General features: G+C 49.7%; 13 protein-coding genes. 9 read left to right on the top strand and 4 right to left on the bottom strand.

Translation table 11 applies throughout. The features are described 5' to 3' along the window. From QFX30_RS06375 to hacA, 3 genes are all read right to left on the bottom strand, one after another. Nucleotides 1–374: isocitrate/isopropylmalate family dehydrogenase (locus QFX30_RS06375; RefSeq protein WP_300489756.1), on the bottom strand; the 374-nt coding region annotated here is incomplete at its 3' end. Nucleotides 375–379: 5 nt separating this feature from the next. Continuing rightward, the gene (locus QFX30_RS06370) at nucleotides 380–868 is read right to left on the bottom strand and encodes a 3-isopropylmalate dehydratase small subunit (protein WP_300489753.1); all 489 of its coding nucleotides are present in this window, start codon (nucleotides 866–868) and stop codon (nucleotides 380–382) included. Nucleotides 869–883: 15 nt separating this feature from the next. After that, nucleotides 884–2,140, bottom strand: coding sequence for a homoaconitase large subunit (gene hacA / locus QFX30_RS06365; protein WP_300489752.1), 1,257 nt, complete (start codon nucleotides 2,138–2,140; stop codon nucleotides 884–886). Between the two features lie 328 nt (nucleotides 2,141–2,468). Between hacA and QFX30_RS06360 the strand changes: the two genes are divergently transcribed. From QFX30_RS06360 to QFX30_RS06330, 7 genes are all read left to right on the top strand, one after another. Beyond that, nucleotides 2,469–4,847, top strand: a complete 2,379-nt coding sequence (locus tag QFX30_RS06360) for an OB-fold nucleic acid binding domain-containing protein (RefSeq protein ID WP_300489749.1) — start codon at nucleotides 2,469–2,471, stop codon at nucleotides 4,845–4,847. 23 nt (nucleotides 4,848–4,870) lie between these two features. Beyond that, a complete protein-coding gene (gene radA / locus QFX30_RS06355; RefSeq protein WP_300489746.1) occupies nucleotides 4,871–5,806 on the top strand; it encodes a DNA repair and recombination protein RadA in 936 nt (311 codons plus the stop codon). 23 nt (nucleotides 5,807–5,829) lie between these two features. After that, complete coding sequence (locus tag QFX30_RS06350) at nucleotides 5,830–6,729, top strand: AEC family transporter (RefSeq protein WP_300489743.1); 900 nt, start codon at nucleotides 5,830–5,832, stop codon at nucleotides 6,727–6,729. Between the two features lie 183 nt (nucleotides 6,730–6,912). After that, nucleotides 6,913–8,892 (top strand): H(2):CoB-CoM heterodisulfide ferredoxin reductase subunit HdrA, encoded by a 1,980-nt coding sequence (hdrA, locus tag QFX30_RS06345; protein WP_300489741.1) that lies wholly within the window; start codon nucleotides 6,913–6,915, stop codon nucleotides 8,890–8,892. Between the two features lie 180 nt (nucleotides 8,893–9,072). Then, on the top strand, nucleotides 9,073–10,344 hold the full coding sequence (glyA, locus tag QFX30_RS06340) for a serine hydroxymethyltransferase (RefSeq protein ID WP_300489738.1): 1,272 nt from the start codon (nucleotides 9,073–9,075) through the stop codon (nucleotides 10,342–10,344). Next, the gene (locus tag QFX30_RS06335; protein ID WP_300489735.1) at nucleotides 10,345–11,040 is read left to right on the top strand and encodes a dihydromethanopterin reductase (acceptor); all 696 of its coding nucleotides are present in this window, start codon (nucleotides 10,345–10,347) and stop codon (nucleotides 11,038–11,040) included. A 102-nt stretch (nucleotides 11,041–11,142) separates the two neighbouring features. Continuing rightward, nucleotides 11,143–11,535: a HEAT repeat domain-containing protein gene (locus tag QFX30_RS06330; RefSeq protein ID WP_300489732.1), complete on the top strand. Its 393-nt coding sequence runs from the start codon at nucleotides 11,143–11,145 to the stop codon at nucleotides 11,533–11,535. Nucleotides 11,536–11,578: 43 nt separating this feature from the next. Here QFX30_RS06330 and QFX30_RS06325 read toward each other — a convergent pair whose 3' ends face one another. Next, nucleotides 11,579–11,944, bottom strand: a complete 366-nt coding sequence (locus tag QFX30_RS06325; protein ID WP_300489729.1) for a DUF192 domain-containing protein — start codon at nucleotides 11,942–11,944, stop codon at nucleotides 11,579–11,581. A gap of 93 nt (nucleotides 11,945–12,037) precedes the next feature. On the opposite strand from QFX30_RS06325, the gene QFX30_RS06320 reads away from it, so the two are divergent. Both QFX30_RS06320 and ileS read left to right on the top strand, forming a co-directional pair. Continuing rightward, complete coding sequence (locus QFX30_RS06320; protein WP_300489726.1) at nucleotides 12,038–13,243, top strand: methionine adenosyltransferase; 1,206 nt, start codon at nucleotides 12,038–12,040, stop codon at nucleotides 13,241–13,243. A gap of 22 nt (nucleotides 13,244–13,265) precedes the next feature. After that, nucleotides 13,266–16,403, top strand: a complete 3,138-nt coding sequence (gene ileS / locus QFX30_RS06315; protein WP_300489721.1) for an isoleucine--tRNA ligase — start codon at nucleotides 13,266–13,268, stop codon at nucleotides 16,401–16,403. Nucleotides 16,404–16,405: the final 2 nt, after the last annotated feature.

Raw genomic sequence — 16,405 nt, 5'->3', positions numbered from 1 at the left:
GTGAATTCTTCATCACCCACATAGAGGTCCTCTGTGTTCTCCCTCACTATGACAAAGTCAAGGTCAGGGTAGAGGCACGGGACACCCGGTAGGGACTTCACAGGCCTCAAATTCGCAAAAAGATCAAATTCACGCCTTAATTTAACTATAACATCTGCTGCACTTTCACCTGCGGCACCAAAGAGGGTGGCGTCTGCCTCACCGATGATTTCAATTGTTTCATCTGGAAGGGCCGTTCCTGTCCTCTCAAGGCACTCATCCCCTGCATCTGCATACACAAATTCCAATTCAAGTTCCAGTCCTTTGAGAACGTGGAGGGCGGCCTCCATGACCTCCTTACCGATACCATCCCCTGGTATAACGGCTATCTTCATGGTATTCACCCGTCAAATTTTCCCTTTTTCCTGAGGTAAGGTATGAGACCCCCGCTTTCAAGTATTTCCACCATGAAATCAGGGAGTCTATTGAAGGGGAATTCCTCATCTCCCCGTATTATAACGCCCCTTTCCAGGTCCACCTCTATCTCATCACCCTCATTGAGTTTATCTGTTATTCCTGGCGCCTCAAGGAGTGGTATACCCACATTTATGGCGTTCCTGTAGAATATCCTGGCAAAGGACTCTGCAATAACAGCGGCTATTCCAGCACCCTTGAGGGCGAGGGGGGCGTGTTCCCTTGATGATCCACATCCAAAGTTCTTCCCGGCAACTATGAAGTCCCCTGGTCTGACCTTTGAGGGGAATTCAGGGTCGAGGCCCTCCATGACGTGTTCCCTGAGTTTTTCAGGGTCCCGCATCACAAGGTACCTGCCGGGTATGATTATGTCGGTGTCCACGTTGTCAGGAAATTTCCAGACTCTTCCTTTCATATATAAGCACCTCCACTATTCAAGTTCAGCAGGGTGGGTGATTCTGCCTGTTACTGCAGAGGCAGCTGCAACCGCCGCGGATGATAGGTATACCTGTGCCTCAGGGCTTCCCTGCCGGCCCCTGAAGTTCCTGTTTGATGTTGAAAGGCTGACCTCTCCTGGACCCACAAGACCCACATGGCCACCGAGACATGGCCCGCAGCAGGGGTTGCACACCAGGGCGCCTGCGTCCACGAATATCTCAATGAGACCCTCTGAAAGGGCCCTGCGGTAGACCTCCCTCGAGGCGGGTATCACGAGCATCCTGACTCTGTCTGCAACCTCCCTGTTTTTCAGTATTGCAGCGGCATCCCGGAGGTCACTGAGGCGGCCGTTTGTACATGAGCCAAGGAAAACCTGGTCTATCTCAACATCCACCTCACTGACGGGCTTCACATTGTCAACGTTGTGGGGACATGCCACCTGGGGTTCAAGGTCGGAAACATCAACCTCCATGACACTGAGGGAGGGGGCATCGGGGTCCGTCCTGAAAACCCTGTAGGGTTTATCTGATCTCCTTTCCACGTACCTTATGGTTTTTTCATCCGGCTCCACTATCCCGGTTTTACCACCCATCTCTATTGCCATGTTGGAGAGCACCATACGGTCTGATACACTCATATCTGCGACGGTTTCACCTGCAAATTCACAGGCCATGTAGGTGGCACCGTCTGCCCCCACCTTTCCTATGATGTTCAGTATGACGTCCTTTGCATACACATGTTTTCTGAGTGAGCCGCTTATTTCGAAGCGTATCGTTTCAGGTACCCTGAACCACAGTTTTCCGGTGGCAAAGACCATTGCCATGTCAGTTGACCCTATACCTGTGGCGAAGGCCCCAAGGGCGCCGTGGGTGCAGGTGTGGGAGTCTGTCCCCACGATAACCTCTCCAGGCACCACGTGTCCCTTTTCAGGTAGCACCTGGTGGCATACACCCTCCCTGACATCATAGAAGTTCTTTATGCCCTGTTCCCTTACGAATTCCCTCATTATCATGTGGTTCTGGGCCGCATCCAGGGAATCTGCAGGTACCTGGTGGTCGAATATCACAACGATTTTTTCAGGGTCCCAGACCCTGTCTTTTCCTATCCTCTCAAAGGATTCAACCGACAGGGGCCCTGTGAGGTCATGGGTCATGGCTACATCTATACTGGCCATAACTATTTCACCGGCCTCCACACGATCTTTACCTGAAGCCCTGGCAAGTATTTTCTCAGAAACAGTCATAGACATCTTCTATCCTCCTTTAGCAGAATATGATGAAGGCATCATAAAATTTCCAGCAATGGATCCATGGGGCTGGCTGTGAAAATTAGAGCATCCTTAAAGTTCAAATGTCCCCATCTGTTCACTGGATATCTGCATTCCACCTTCATACTGAAAAACTCGACTGAATTTTACAGTTATATTTTCACCCACTATTAATAAATACTTTGATAATAAAATTTAAATATTATGTAATACCAACCAGTAGTAACAGTTCCAGGAATATTAGTTCCCAGGACCTCACCAAGTCTTTTATAGACGGTGCATAATATTATTAATCAAGTGAGGGACCCAAATGAAGGAAGAACTTAAGAGGGAATATGAGAGAATTAAGGACAGAATGTCCCTTGAGGAATTTCAGGAGCTAATAGAGAAAAGGAAAGAGGAATATGGGGACGTAGGATTCATGGATGATGTTGCAATTGCAACGACGGTGGTTGATGAGATCCTCAGAGATGAAAATACGATGCTATCGGAGAAGGAAGAGCACAGGATGGACACCATATCCAAACTTGAGGAGGGTGCAGAGGCCCCGGTGACAGGAAGGGTCATGAAGATATCAAGTCCCAGGACGTTCACAACAAGGAAGGGGAGAGAGGGAAAACTCGCCAATGTTATCATCGCAGATAATACAGGTGAACTTCGAACAGTTTTCTGGACAGAGAACATGAAACTCCTCAAGAAATTCAATGAAGGCGATGTAATCAGGATAAGGGATGTTAGAATAAGGGGCGGATTTGGGGGTAGAAAGGAAGCCCATTTGATGCCAAGGTCAAGGGTTGAGGTCCTTGACCCTGCGGATTTCCCGGACTTTCCAGAATACAGGGAGGAGATAACCCCCATCTCTGACCTTGCCGAGGATCAGCAGGTCAATGTCATCGCAAGAATAACAGGCATATCCCGGGTGAGGACCTTTGAGAGGGATGGTCGTGAGGGAAGGTTCATTTCCCTTAACATAATGGACGAAACCGGTTCAACCACATACACAATATGGAACAACGATGTCAGCCTTGTGGAGGAGCTTGGTCTTAAGGAGGGAGACGCGGTTAAAATACTGGGGGCCCAGACAAGGAGAAGGGATGATAGTGTAACACTCACACACACCAGCCTCACTAGGATTGTGCCAGGGGAATATGATGTCCCGGAGTACAGTGAGAAGGTGGTTAAGATAGGGGACCTCCATGAGATGGAGAGCGCAACTGTGATGGGCCTTGTAACAAGGGTTCATGACCCTGTGGAATTTGAAAGGAACGATGGAACAACGGGCTCTGTAAGATCCATTGAGATTACAGATGATACAGGCTCTGCAAGGGTGACACTCTGGGATGATGACACCCGCATGAGGATCAACAAGGGGGACATTGTAAGGATATCCGGTGCAAGGGTTGAATTTGATGAGTTCAACCAGTCATACCGCATAAACACAAACTTCAACACCCGCATCACCGTCAACCCTGAATCTGATGGTTCGCTCCTTAAGGTCCTTGAGGAGTACAGGGAGCATCTGAGACCCCTCAAGATAGCCGAGATACTTGAAATGGAGGATGAGGGTGAAGAGGTGGATGTTGTAGGTAGGATATTCAGCCTCAGCGACCCGAGGGAATTTGAGAGGCAGGACGGAACCGGGATTGTGAGGTCAATGGAACTTGCAGATGAGACAGGCAAGATAAGGGTCAGCCTCTGGGACGAGAAGGCAGAAAAACCCCTTAATGTTGGGGATGCAGTGAGAATAGAGAATGCACGCATAAGGCTAGGTCTTTACAGTGTGGAACTCAATACAGGAAGGACAACACGAATAGTGGAGCCCCTACCAGAGGATATTGAAAACCTGCCCTCCTTTGAGGAGCTTGAGGAGATGCTCTACACCACAAAGAAGATCGATGAACTTGAGGAGGATGACAGGAACATAAGGATAATTGCAAGGGTGGTTGATCTCTTTGATCCCAGGGAGTTCCAGAGGGAAGACGGGACACCTGGCCTTGTGAGAACTGTTGAATTTGCTGATGACACAGGATACATAAGGGCAAGCCTCTGGGATGATGCTGCCGAGAAACCACTGAGCATTGGAGATGCGGTGAGAATAGAAAACCCCCGTGTAATCTACAGGGATGATATGGGTGGAGAGAGACTTGAACTCAGCATAGGAAGAAATTCAAGGATTGAACCGGCAACTGAGAGGGATATAAGGGGTTTACCCTCATTCGAGGAGCTCCAGGAGATCCTCTACCCACATGTGAATATTGAGGACCTTCAGGAGGATTCAAGAAATGTCATGATAAAGGGTGAACTCACAGAAATGTCAGGGAGGAGAATTCTATCCATAAAGTGCCCATCATGCAATGAGAGGCTTGAACTCTCTGACGAGAACATCTGTAACTTCTGCGGCGCCCTTGTGGATGAGCCCCGATACCTCCTTATGATCCCAGGGAGGATCATGGATGATACCGGTGAGGTACTCATAACATTCTTTGGAAGGGAGGCCGAGAAACTCCTGGGGATGTCCACAAGGGAGGTTGTTGATATAATAAACCAGTCTGCAGATGAATCAGCCCTTGAGGAGAGGGTTGAGGACCTTAACGGCGTTACTGTGGAGGTTATTGGAAACGCGGATTTTGATGAATACAATGAGGAACCGAGATTTATACCCAGAAAGGTTGTGAATATTGAATTTTAGAATGAAATTTAAGGGAGATTAAAATGGTTGAACTGGAAGATCTACCAAACGTGGGGGCCAAAACGGCACAGAAATTAAGGGACGCAGGATTCGGGGACATGATGCGTCTTGCCACAGCCACCGCCAAGGAACTCTCTGTGAAGGCGGAAATTGGTGAGGGCGTGGCTGAGAAGGTGATAGAGGCTGCCAGAAGGGCTGAAAAAATAGACTTTGAAACCGCTTTTGATGTGATGGAACGCCGAAAGGAAGTGGGCCGAATAACAACAGGGAGCAAGGCTCTGGATGAACTCATAGGTGGCGGGATTGAAACACAGGCAATAACAGAGGTTTTCGGAGAGTTCGGGTCAGGTAAGAGCCAGCTATCCCATGAGCTAGCGGTGACTGTGCAACTACCAGAGGAAAGGGGCGGCCTGGATGCAGAGGCAGTTTTCATAGATACAGAGAACACCTTCCGCCCGGAAAGGATAGAGCAGATAGCCAACGCCTTTGAACTGGACCTTGAGGAGGTTCTCAACAGGATACACATTGCAAGGGCATTCAACTCAAGTCACCAGATACTCATGGCAGAGAAGGTGAATGAGCTCATACAGGAGGGCAAGAACATACGCCTCGTCATCGTAGATTCCCTCACAGCCCACTTCAGGGCGGAGTATGTTGGAAGGGAGGCCCTGGCAACAAGGCAGCAGAAGCTCAACCAGCACCTTCACACCCTCCAGAACATAGCAAACACCTACAATGCAGCTGTCTTCGTAACAAACCAGGTTCAGGCAAGACCCGACGCCTTCTTCGGAAGCCCCACAAAGGCGATAGGCGGACACGTCCTGGGCCATGCAGCGACCTACCGCCTGTGGCTCAAGAAGGGACTTGCAGGTAAGAGGATAGCGAGGCTTGTTGACAGCCCCCACCTCCCGGAGGGTGAGTGTGTCTTCAAGATAACAGAAGCAGGTATAGTCGATTAACCCCCATTAATTTATTGATTTTTATGGGCTCGTTTGAAACGGTTCTATCCATACTGATACTTGTACTCACAGGCCATGTATTTAAAGTGAAGGGCATACTGCGGGAGGAGGATGCATCACCCCTCAACAGGATTGTCATAAACCTTGCAATACCCTCACTGATATTCACGTCACTCTACAGGGCCGACTTGAGTGGAATAGCGGACCTCTTTCTGATACCACTGGTCTGTATAACCACCGGGGCATTATCTGGAGCCATAGCGTCCCTGTGGGCAGAAAGGAGGGGTCTGGATTCCAGGAAAACCTGGGGGATAATTGTTGCCGCGGCGATGATGAATTCAGGTTTCCTGGGTTACCCTGTAACTGAGGGAATATTCGGATCTCAGGGTCTTTTGAGGGCAATATTCTATGATACAGGTACAACAGTTATGTTCACATCCCTTGGACTCATACTGTCAGTTATTTCAGGGGCTGAGGGGACTGCAGTCGTTAAAAGGGCAGCCACCTTCCCACCCCTCTGGGCATTCATACTGGGGGTTACCTTCAACATGATGGGATTACCTGTGGGAATTGCAGGTACGGTTCTTGGCTATCTAGCCGGTGCAGCGGTTCCCCTCATAATGATTTCACTTGGTCTTTCACTGAACTTCAGGTTCCTGAAGGATTCGCTGGCTGAGGCTACATTTGTGAGTGCCCTGAGGCTCATAGTATCCCCTCTTATTGCCGCATTTATCGTTTACCTCTTATCATTTAAGGGTCTGGACTTCTCTGTAACGGTCCTTGAGGCATCAATGCCCTCGGCCATGCTTGCAGCGGTACTTGCAATTGAGAATGACCTTGACGTAGACCTTGTATCATCGTGCATATTCATGAGCACAATACTGTGTCTCGTGTCACTGCCATTATGGTCCATCATACTCTAAAAAAATTTATTTTGGATTCGGAATATAATGAAAATTTTTTTTAAATTTTAGCCCTTTTATAAAATAAATATAATACTATATAAATCTTACTTAAAGTTTTTGATAGAAATATTTATTTAGTACTGTGCTATACCTTACATCAAATAAATTTCATTGCTAGATATCTCTATGCAAGGTGATCTAATGGCAGAAGAAAAAAAAGAAACAATGGAAGAACCAAGAATCGGTGTTTACGTCTGCCACTGTGGTGTGAACATCGGCGGTGTGGTCGACGTTGAGGCTGTGAGGGACTACGCTGCGAAACTACCCAACGTTGTGGTTGCAAGGGACTACAAGTACTACTGCTCTGACCCAGGTCAGCTCGAGATACAGAAGGACATCAAGGAACTCGGTATAAACAGGGTAGTTGTGGCTGCATGTTCCCCAAGGCTCCACGAACCAACCTTCAGGAGATGTGTTGAGGAGGCAGGACTAAACCAGTTCCTCTTCGAATTCGCAAACATAAGGGAGCATGACTCATGGGTCCACATGGACAACCCTGAGGGCGCAACAGAAAAGGCCAAGGACCTTGTGAGGATGGCGGTTGCCAAGGCAAGGCTCCTGGAGCCACTCGAGGCATCAAAGGTTAGTGTGGGTGATAAAGCCCTGGTCATTGGTGGAGGGGTTGCAGGTATACAGGCTGCCCTTGACCTGGCCGACATGGGATTCAAGACCTACATGGTTGAAAAGAGGCCAAGCATCTCAGGAAGAATGGGTCAGCTGGACAAAACCTTCCCGACCCTCGACTGTTCGATGTGTATCCTTGCACCAAAAATGGTGGATGTGGGTAAACACGACAACATTGAACTCATAACCTACGCCGAGGTTAAGGAAGTTGATGGTTACATAGGTAACTTCAAGGTCAAAATCGAGAAGAAACCAAGGTACATAGACGAGGACCTCTGTACCGGATGCGGTTCCTGCGTAGAGGTATGCCCAATTGAAATGCCAAACTACTTCGACGAGGGAATCGGTATGACCAAGGCTGTCTACATACCATTCCCACAGGCTGTCCCCCTCTGCGCAACAATCGACAAGGACTACTGTATAGAGTGCATGCTATGTGATGAGGTCTGTGAAAGGGGAGCCGTTAAACACGACCAGGAACCAGAGGAAATCGAAATCGAAGTTGGTACAATAATCGTAGCAACAGGATACGACCCCTACGACCCCACAGAGAAACTCGAATATGGTTACGGCCGACACACCAACGTCATAACAGGTCTTGAACTCGAAAGGATGATCAACGCATCAGGTCCAACCGACGGTAAGGTCCTCAAACCATCAGACGGTGAAAAACCAAAGAGAGTTGCATTCATCCACTGCGTCGGTTCAAGGGACGAACAGATTGGAAAACCCTACTGTTCCCGTGTCTGCTGTATGTACATCATGAAGAACGCGCAGCTCATCAAGGACAAAATGCCTGACACAGAGGTCACACTATACTACATGGACATAAGGGCATTCGGTAAAGGATTCGAGGAATTCTACAAACGCTCACAGGAGAAATACGGAATCAAATTCATAAGGGGACGACCTGCTGAAATCATCGAAAACCCTGACCTCACACTCACAGTGAGATCTGAGGACACACTCCTCGGCAAGGTCACAGAGTACGACTACGACATGGTTGTCCTTGGTGTTGGTCTCGTGCCACCAGAGGGTGCAGAGACACTGAGGCAGACGATCGGTCTATCCAAATCTGCAGACGGCTTCCTCATGGAAGCACACCCAAAACTCAGGCCTGTTGACACACTGACAGACGGTGTGTACCTTGCAGGTGTGGCTCAGGGTCCAAAGGACATCCCTGATGCTGTTGCACAGGCTTCAGGTGCAGCTGCACGTGCAGCAATACCAATGGTTAAGGGTGAAGTGGAAATTGAGCCAATAATCGCAGTTGCAGATTCCGACGTCTGCGGTGCTTGTGAGGTCTGCATTGAGCTATGTCCATTCGGTGCCATAAGCATAGAGGAAGGGCACGCCAACGTCAACGTGGCCCTCTGTAAGGGTTGCGGTACCTGTGTGGCAGCCTGTCCATCAGGTGCAATGGACCAGCAGCACTTCAAAACAGAGCAGATCATGGCTCAGATCGAAGCTGCACTCAACGAACCCGCTTCAAAATAGATGGGCTAAACCCATCAAAACCTTTTCTTTTATCTCTCTGATTTGATTCTGTTTCAATGCTATTTCTGTAGCCGTCTGTTTCGCATCTTGCAGGATTCATTGGTCTCATGTGGCTGCAAGTATTAGCGGCACCAATTTTATATTGTAATTTTAACTATTTTCCTAATGGAGATGATTTTCATGGTCAGCAATCAGGATTATACCGAGAGGATAAGAGATCTCATGAAGGATCATAATAGCTGGATGGAGTCAAGCATCAACCTCATAGCAAGTGAAAATATAACCAGCTCAAGGGTCAAGGAGGCCCTCATCTCCGACCTTTCACACCGCTATGCAGAGGGCCTTCCAGGTGAGAGGCTATATGAGGGATGCAGGTACATAGATGAGATTGAAGAGATCACAATTGAACTCTCAAAGAAACTCTTCAGGGCAGAGCATGCCAATGTCCAGCCAACATCGGGGGTCGTGGCTAATCTCGCCTGCTTCTTTGCAACTGCAGATGTTGGCGACCCCATAATGGCCATGGAGGTCCCATACGGCGGCCACATATCACATGCCAAGGTCAGTGCAGCCGGTGTCAGGGGATTCAAAATATACACCCACCCCTTTGACTTTGAAAACATGAACATAGACGCCGATGCAATGAAGAAGAAGATCCTTGAGGTCAAACCAAGGATAATACTCTTTGGCGGAAGCCTCTTTCTCTTCCCCCACCCTGTGGAGGAGGCTGTTGAGGCCGCAGAGGAGGTGGGTGCGAGGATAATGTACGACGGCGCCCATGTTCTTGGCCTCATCGCGGGCGGTTACTTCCAGGATCCCCTCAGAGAGGGCGCCGATATGCTGGTGGGAAGCACACACAAGACTTTTCCCGGACCCCAGGGTGGCATAATCCTCTGCAGGGAGGAACTTGCAGATGACATAGACGAGGCTGTCTTCCCGGGACTTGTGAGTAACCATCACCTCCACCACGTTGCTGGACTTGGAATAGCAACCGCAGAGATGCTTGAGTTTGGAAGTCAATACGCGGCACAGACAATCAGAAACGCAAAGAAACTCGCAGAGAACCTCAATGAGCTTGGATTCAACGTACTCTGTGAGCATCTCGACTTCACAGAATCCCATCAGGTGGTGATGGATGTATCAGACATTGGCAGGGCCGCCGAAATATCCAAGAAACTCGAGGCTAACAACATAATACTCAACAAGAATCTTCTCCCATGGGACGATGTTAACAGCTCAGACGACCCATCAGGAATAAGGATAGGTACACAGGAGATAACAAGGCGTGGCATGAAGGAGCCAGAGATGTCAGAGGTTGCAGAATACATAAAGAAGGTTGTTATTGATGGTAGGGACGTTAAGGAAGAGGTCTCAGAGTTCATGTCCTCCTATACAAAGGTTCACTACGCCTTTGAGGAGTCAGAGGCCTACAAGTACATGGAGATCCTTTAGATGAGAATTGCCTGGGCATTCACAGGGGCCGGGCACCTCCTCCTTGAGAGTGTGGAGGCACTGGAGGAGATTGTTTCAGGGGGCCACGAGGTAACCATACTCCTATCAGGTGCCGCAGAGGAGGTTCTGAGGATGTACGGCCTCTTTGAGAGGGTCAGGAAACTTTCTGGCGGATACTACAGGGAACTTGTCCTTGAAAGTGACGAGGGCTACAGCTTCCCAATAACAGGCAGACTTTCCATGGGTAGATATGATCTTCTTGTGGTATCCCCTGTAACATCCAATACCGTGGCCAAGATAGTTCATGGTATAGCAGACACACTTGTGACAAACGCCGTGGCCCAGGCAGGTAAGGGGGGAGTGCCGGTATACTGCGTCCCGGTGGACCTTGAGGAGGGGGACGTTGAAACGGTCCTCCCATCAAAACTTGAACTTGAAATCTGCAGGAGATGCGAGCAGTGCCTTGCCGCAGCGGCATGTCCCGGGGACGCCATAGTGCCAGGGTTTGAGATAAGGCTCCTCAAGTGCAGGGGCTGCGGTCTGTGTCAGAGCTCATGTCCATATGGCGCCGTCTCAGGCGGGAGGATAATAACCATACACATGAGAGAGGTGGACATCAGAAACACAGAGAGGCTCTCCTCAATGGAGGGTATAACCGTGTTTGATGGGCCCGGAGAGATTCTAAAGACCCTCTGACCATTCCAAGCCCCCTAAAAGCACATTTTAAGTACAGTACCTTCTCCTTCATAAAATTTAATTATCATCTGCAACAGAAATAAAGGGGTAGGGGGTGTTTTAATGGAGGGTAAGAGAATAGATTTTCTCCTTGAGGAACTCAAGAACCCTGACTGGGTTGTGCGTGAGGACGCTGTTGAACTCCTTGCAGAGGTTGCAGATCCCCGGGCTGTGGAACCACTCATAGAGGCACTGGATGACGAGGACTACCATGTCCGGGAGGCGGCCGCACTCGCCCTTGCAACCTTTGATGATAAGAGGGCTGTCGGACCCCTCAGGGAACATCTTTCAGATGAGAAACCCGGTGTGAGGTACGCGTGTGCACTGGCCCTTGGAATACTCGGTGATGAGGATTCAGTCGAGGACCTTGAGGGCCTCCTTGAGGATGAGAGCCCAATGGTTCGGAGGGTTGCGGAGGTTGCAATCTCCGAGATAAAAAATAGGGGGGGATCCTAGCTCTTCCAGGATTTCACATTTTAGTGTTCCCTGAGGCAGAATCTCAGATATCCTTAAATTCCAGTACATCACCGATTTGGGTCCCGGTTTCCTCAATTTTTCCCTTTTTAAGTTCTATAACATACCTTGCAGGTTGCACTGGATTGTAGACCTGCCATGGTTTGAGTTCAGCCATATCCACCACCTTCATATTCTCATCAACGAATAGAACGTCAAGCGGGACCAGCATGAAAAACATGTGTATCCCTGAACCGTATCTTCCACGTCCCCCGGGTATTTCAAGTACAAGTCCCGTATCAACGTTCCTCCTGAGCATCAAACCCCTGAAACGTGAAAAGAATGTATCTGCAAACCTCACAGCACCAAGAGTAACGCCCCTTGTCTTATTGAACACCTCTTTCTCCATCATGGATTCTCCTGAAAACACTGTGTTATATTTATTTATATCATCAGCTCAAAACCATAAACCATTACTGTGCATATTCATCAGGAGGTTATCAGTGTGAGAAATATTATCGTTGAACCCCTTAACCAGACACCAATCGAGGACCAGAAGGTGGAGATAGTTGAAAGGAAGGGCATAGGACACCCTGACAGTATAAGTGACGGGATCGCTGAATCAGTTAGCAGGGCCCTCTGCAACGCCTACCTTGACAGATTCGGTGCCATAATGCACCATAACACCGACGAGGTACAGATAACAGCCGGAGAATCCGCACCACAGTTTGGAGGCGGTGAAGTCATAAAACCCATAGAGATACTCCTCACAGGAAGGGGCATCGCCGAGGTTGATGGGGAGAAGATAGGCCTTGACAGGATAGCCATATCAGCAGCCAAGGAGTACCTAAGGGACAGCATAATAAACCTTGATGTTGAAACCTGCACCGTGGTGGAGTGCAAGATCGGGCACGGTTCAGGGGACCTCCGGGACGTCTTTGCAAGGAAGGGAAGAGCACCCCTATCAAATGACACATCATTCGGGGTTGGATTCGCACCATTCTCAGAGACCGAGAGAATAGTGATGGAGACAGAGAACCTCCTCAACTCCCCTGAATTCAAGAAGAAATACCCCGCAGTGGGTGAGGACATAAAGGTCATGGGTCTCAGGGAAAACGACAATATAACCCTTACAGTTGCCTGTGCAATGGTGGACAGATACGTATCAGACCTCGAGGAATACCTTGAGATCAAGAATGTGGTGAAGGATGAGGTATTCAAGCTGGCCTCAGGGATCACAGAGAGAAACCTTGAGGTCTTTGTAAATACAGCCGACCGCTGCGAGGACGATGAGCCATCCGTTTACATAACAGTTACAGGGACCTCCGCTGAGATGGGTGATGACGGCTCCGTGGGAAGGGGTAACAGGGCCAACGGCCTCATAACACCCAACAGGCCAATGTCCATGGAGGCAACATCAGGTAAGAACCCCATAAACCATGTGGGTAAGATCTACAATCTGCTCTCAAACCAGATGGCCGCAGACATAGTTGAAAGCATCGAGGGCGTTAAACAGGTCCATATAATGATACTCAGCCAGATAGGAAAGCCAATTGACCACCCCAAGGCCGCCACAGCCCAGGTGATCCTTGAGGACGGCTACACCATGGATGATATCACAGGAAAGGTTTCGGAAGTAATGGACGCATGGCTCGAGGACATACCAAGCATAACCGAGATGCTGGTCAAGGGCCAGCTCAGGACATTTTAATATCCATCTGAGGGAGAAATTCATGCCAATCCAGGAAGCCGAAAAATCCTACAAGCCCCATGTGATAGAGGAAAAGGTTCAGAGTTTCTGGGAAGAAAGGGATATCTATGAACGCGTGAAGGAACTGAGGGAGAATGGTCCAAGGTATTCATTCCTGGACGGCCCACCCTACTGCAGCGGAAGAATCCACCTTGGAACAGCATGGAACAAGATAATGAAGGACTCGTACCTCCGCTTCAAATCAATGAAGGGTTTCAATGTCAGGAGGCAGCCTGGATGGGACACCCATGGTCTCCCAATAGAACACAAGGTTGAGGGGATCCTGGGTGTCAGGAGCAAAAAGGACATTGAGGATAAGATCGGTATAGAGGAATTTGTCAGGAAGTGCAGGGAATTTGCTTTGGAAAACAAGGCTGTTATGACATCCCAGTTCCAGCGCCTCGGGGTCTGGATGGACTGGGATGATCCCTACGTGACCTTTGACCCCGCCTACATGGAATCATGCTGGTGGACCCTGAAGAGGGCCCATGAGAAGGACCTCCTTTTAAGGGATCTCAGGGTGATAACGTGGTGTCCCCGCTGTGAAACAGCCCTGGCACTTGCAGAGATAGACTACCATGAGAAGGAGGACCCCTCCATCTACGTGAAGTTCCCAGTCTCAGGGGACACATATATACTGGTATGGACAACAACCCCCTGGACCCTCCCTGCGAACATGGCCGTCGCCGTCCACCCTGAGTTTGACTATGCCTACGCCCGTCTCCATGGGGAAACCTACATAATGGCAGAGGCACTCGTTGAGAAGGTCCTCGGGGAGGAGGCGGAGATTATAAAGACCGTCAGGGGATCTGAACTTGAGGGCCTCACCTACAGGCACCCCCTGGATGAGGAGGTGCCATGCCACAGGGACATGGAGCACAGGGTCATCCTGGGGGACCACGTGACACTCACAGAGGGTACAGGGTGCGTGCACACAGCCCCCGGTCACGGTCCAGAGGACTTCGAGATAGGTAAAGAATATGGCCTCCCCGTATTCTGCCCTGTGGACGAGGCAGGACTCTTCACTGAGGAAGCAGGGAAATATAATGGTAAATTTGTTAAGGACGCTGATTCTGACATAATAGATGACCTCAGATCAAAGAACCTCCTCCTGAGGGCAGAGACCATCAGTCACAGGTACGGGTTCTGCTGGAGATGCAAGACACCCATAATCTACCTTGCCACAGAGCAGTGGTTCCTCAAGATAACAGAGATAAAGGATAAAATGCTCAGTGAACTTGACAGGGTACAGTGGATCCCGTCATGGGCAGGGGAGAGCAGGTTCAGGAACTGGATAGAGAATGCGAGGGACTGGACCATCTCAAGGCAGCGTTACTGGGGGATACCCATCCCCATATGGATCTGCGAGGACTGTGAAAGCATACACGTTGTTGGATCAATAGAGGAGCTCAGGGAGCTGGCTGTTGAGGGTCAGCTTGAGGGGGACTTCATCCACAGGCCCCACGTGGACAGGATAATACTCGAGTGCGGCAGATGCGGGGGCAGGATGAGGAGAACACCCGACGTCCTGGACGTCTGGATAGACTCAGGGGTTGCAGGGTGGGCAGCCCTGCACTACCCCAGAGAGAAGGAACTCTTCAGTGAATGGTTCCCCTACGACTTCATAACCGAGGGACATGACCAGACAAGAGGCTGGTTCTACTCACAGCTTGGCTGTGGTGTGATAGCACTCGATGAGACGCCCTACCGGCGGGTGCTCATGCACGGTTTCACCCTTGATGAAGAGGGCAGGAAGATGAGCAAGTCCCTGGGGAACGTGGTTGAACCTGAGGATGTCATAGAGAAGTACGGGGCAGACGTCCTGAGGTTCTACCTTCTATGGGCCAACAAGCCATGGGAGGACCTTAAATTCGTATGGGACGAACTTAAGAATGTTAACAAGATGTTCAACATACTCTGGAATGTCTACGTCTTTGCAACAACCTACATGTCCCTTGACAGATTCCAGCCAGGTGACCATGAACTGGAGGACCTCCACTTCAGGGATGAGGATCGATGGATAATCTCAAGGGTTAACTCTGTGGCCCTGAAGGTGACAGAGGCCCTAGATAACCTCCACTTCCACAGGGCAACCCGTGAAATTCACGACTTCATAGTGGAGGACCTCAGCCGCTGGTACATAAGGCTCATAAGGAGCCGCACATGGATAGAGAGGGACGACCCAGACAAGCTGGCAGCCTACCACAGCCTCTACACAGCCCTCAAGACACTGATAGTGACACTCTCACCCATAGCACCCCACATATGCGAGGACATCTACCAGAACCTTGTGAGGGGGGCTGAACCCGACTCACCTGAGAGCATACACATGCTGGACTGGATGGTGAGTGAGGATGCGGTGGACGGCAAACTCGAGGCGGAGATGGACATCGTCCGCGAGATAATAGAGGCCTGTGCAAGGGCAAGGGACACTGCAAGGTACAAGCTGAGATGGCCTGTAAGGGAGATAGTTGTGGTATCAGAGGATGAGAAGGTTCTGGAGGCCGCTGAATCCCTCAAAGGGGTTATAGCGGAACAGGCCAACGCCAAGTCCATCAGGACTTCAACCGAATTCCCTGATATGAAGATAATAGCTAGACCAAACCCCGCAACCCTGGGTCCAAAGCTCAGGCAGGACATGCCACCTGTCATGAGAAAACTTGAGGAGGCGGATGGCGCTGAGGTTAAAGCCGCACTGGAATCAGAGGGAAGCTTCAGGGTTGAACTGGACGGTAGAATAATCGTCCTGGAACCCGATGATATAATATTTGAGACAGAGCTCCCTGAGAACATCGTGAATGCACAGTTCGAGGGCGGAAGTGTATTCGTTGACACGGAACTCACACCTGAGATAATGAGTGAGGCAATGGCCCGCGAACTTGTAAGGAGGATCCAGGATATGAGGAAGGACCTTGACCTGGACGTTGAGGCCAGGATAGAGGTTTCAGTGAAATGCAGCCCAGAATTCAGGGAACTGACCGAGCCCCAGAGGGAATTCGTTGAGAATGAGGTCAGGGCCAGCCATCTCTCCTTTGATTACACCGAACTCGAATACACCAAGGAATGGAAGATATCAGATGAAAACCTTATAATATCCATAAAACCTTCAGATAAGGTGTGAAA

This window comes from Methanothermobacter sp. (assembly GCF_030055435.1).
Lineage (GTDB): Archaea > Methanobacteriota > Methanobacteria > Methanobacteriales > Methanothermobacteraceae > Methanothermobacter.
Note: the sequence above shows the minus strand (reverse complement) of the source record. Positions and strands in the feature narration are given on the sequence as shown.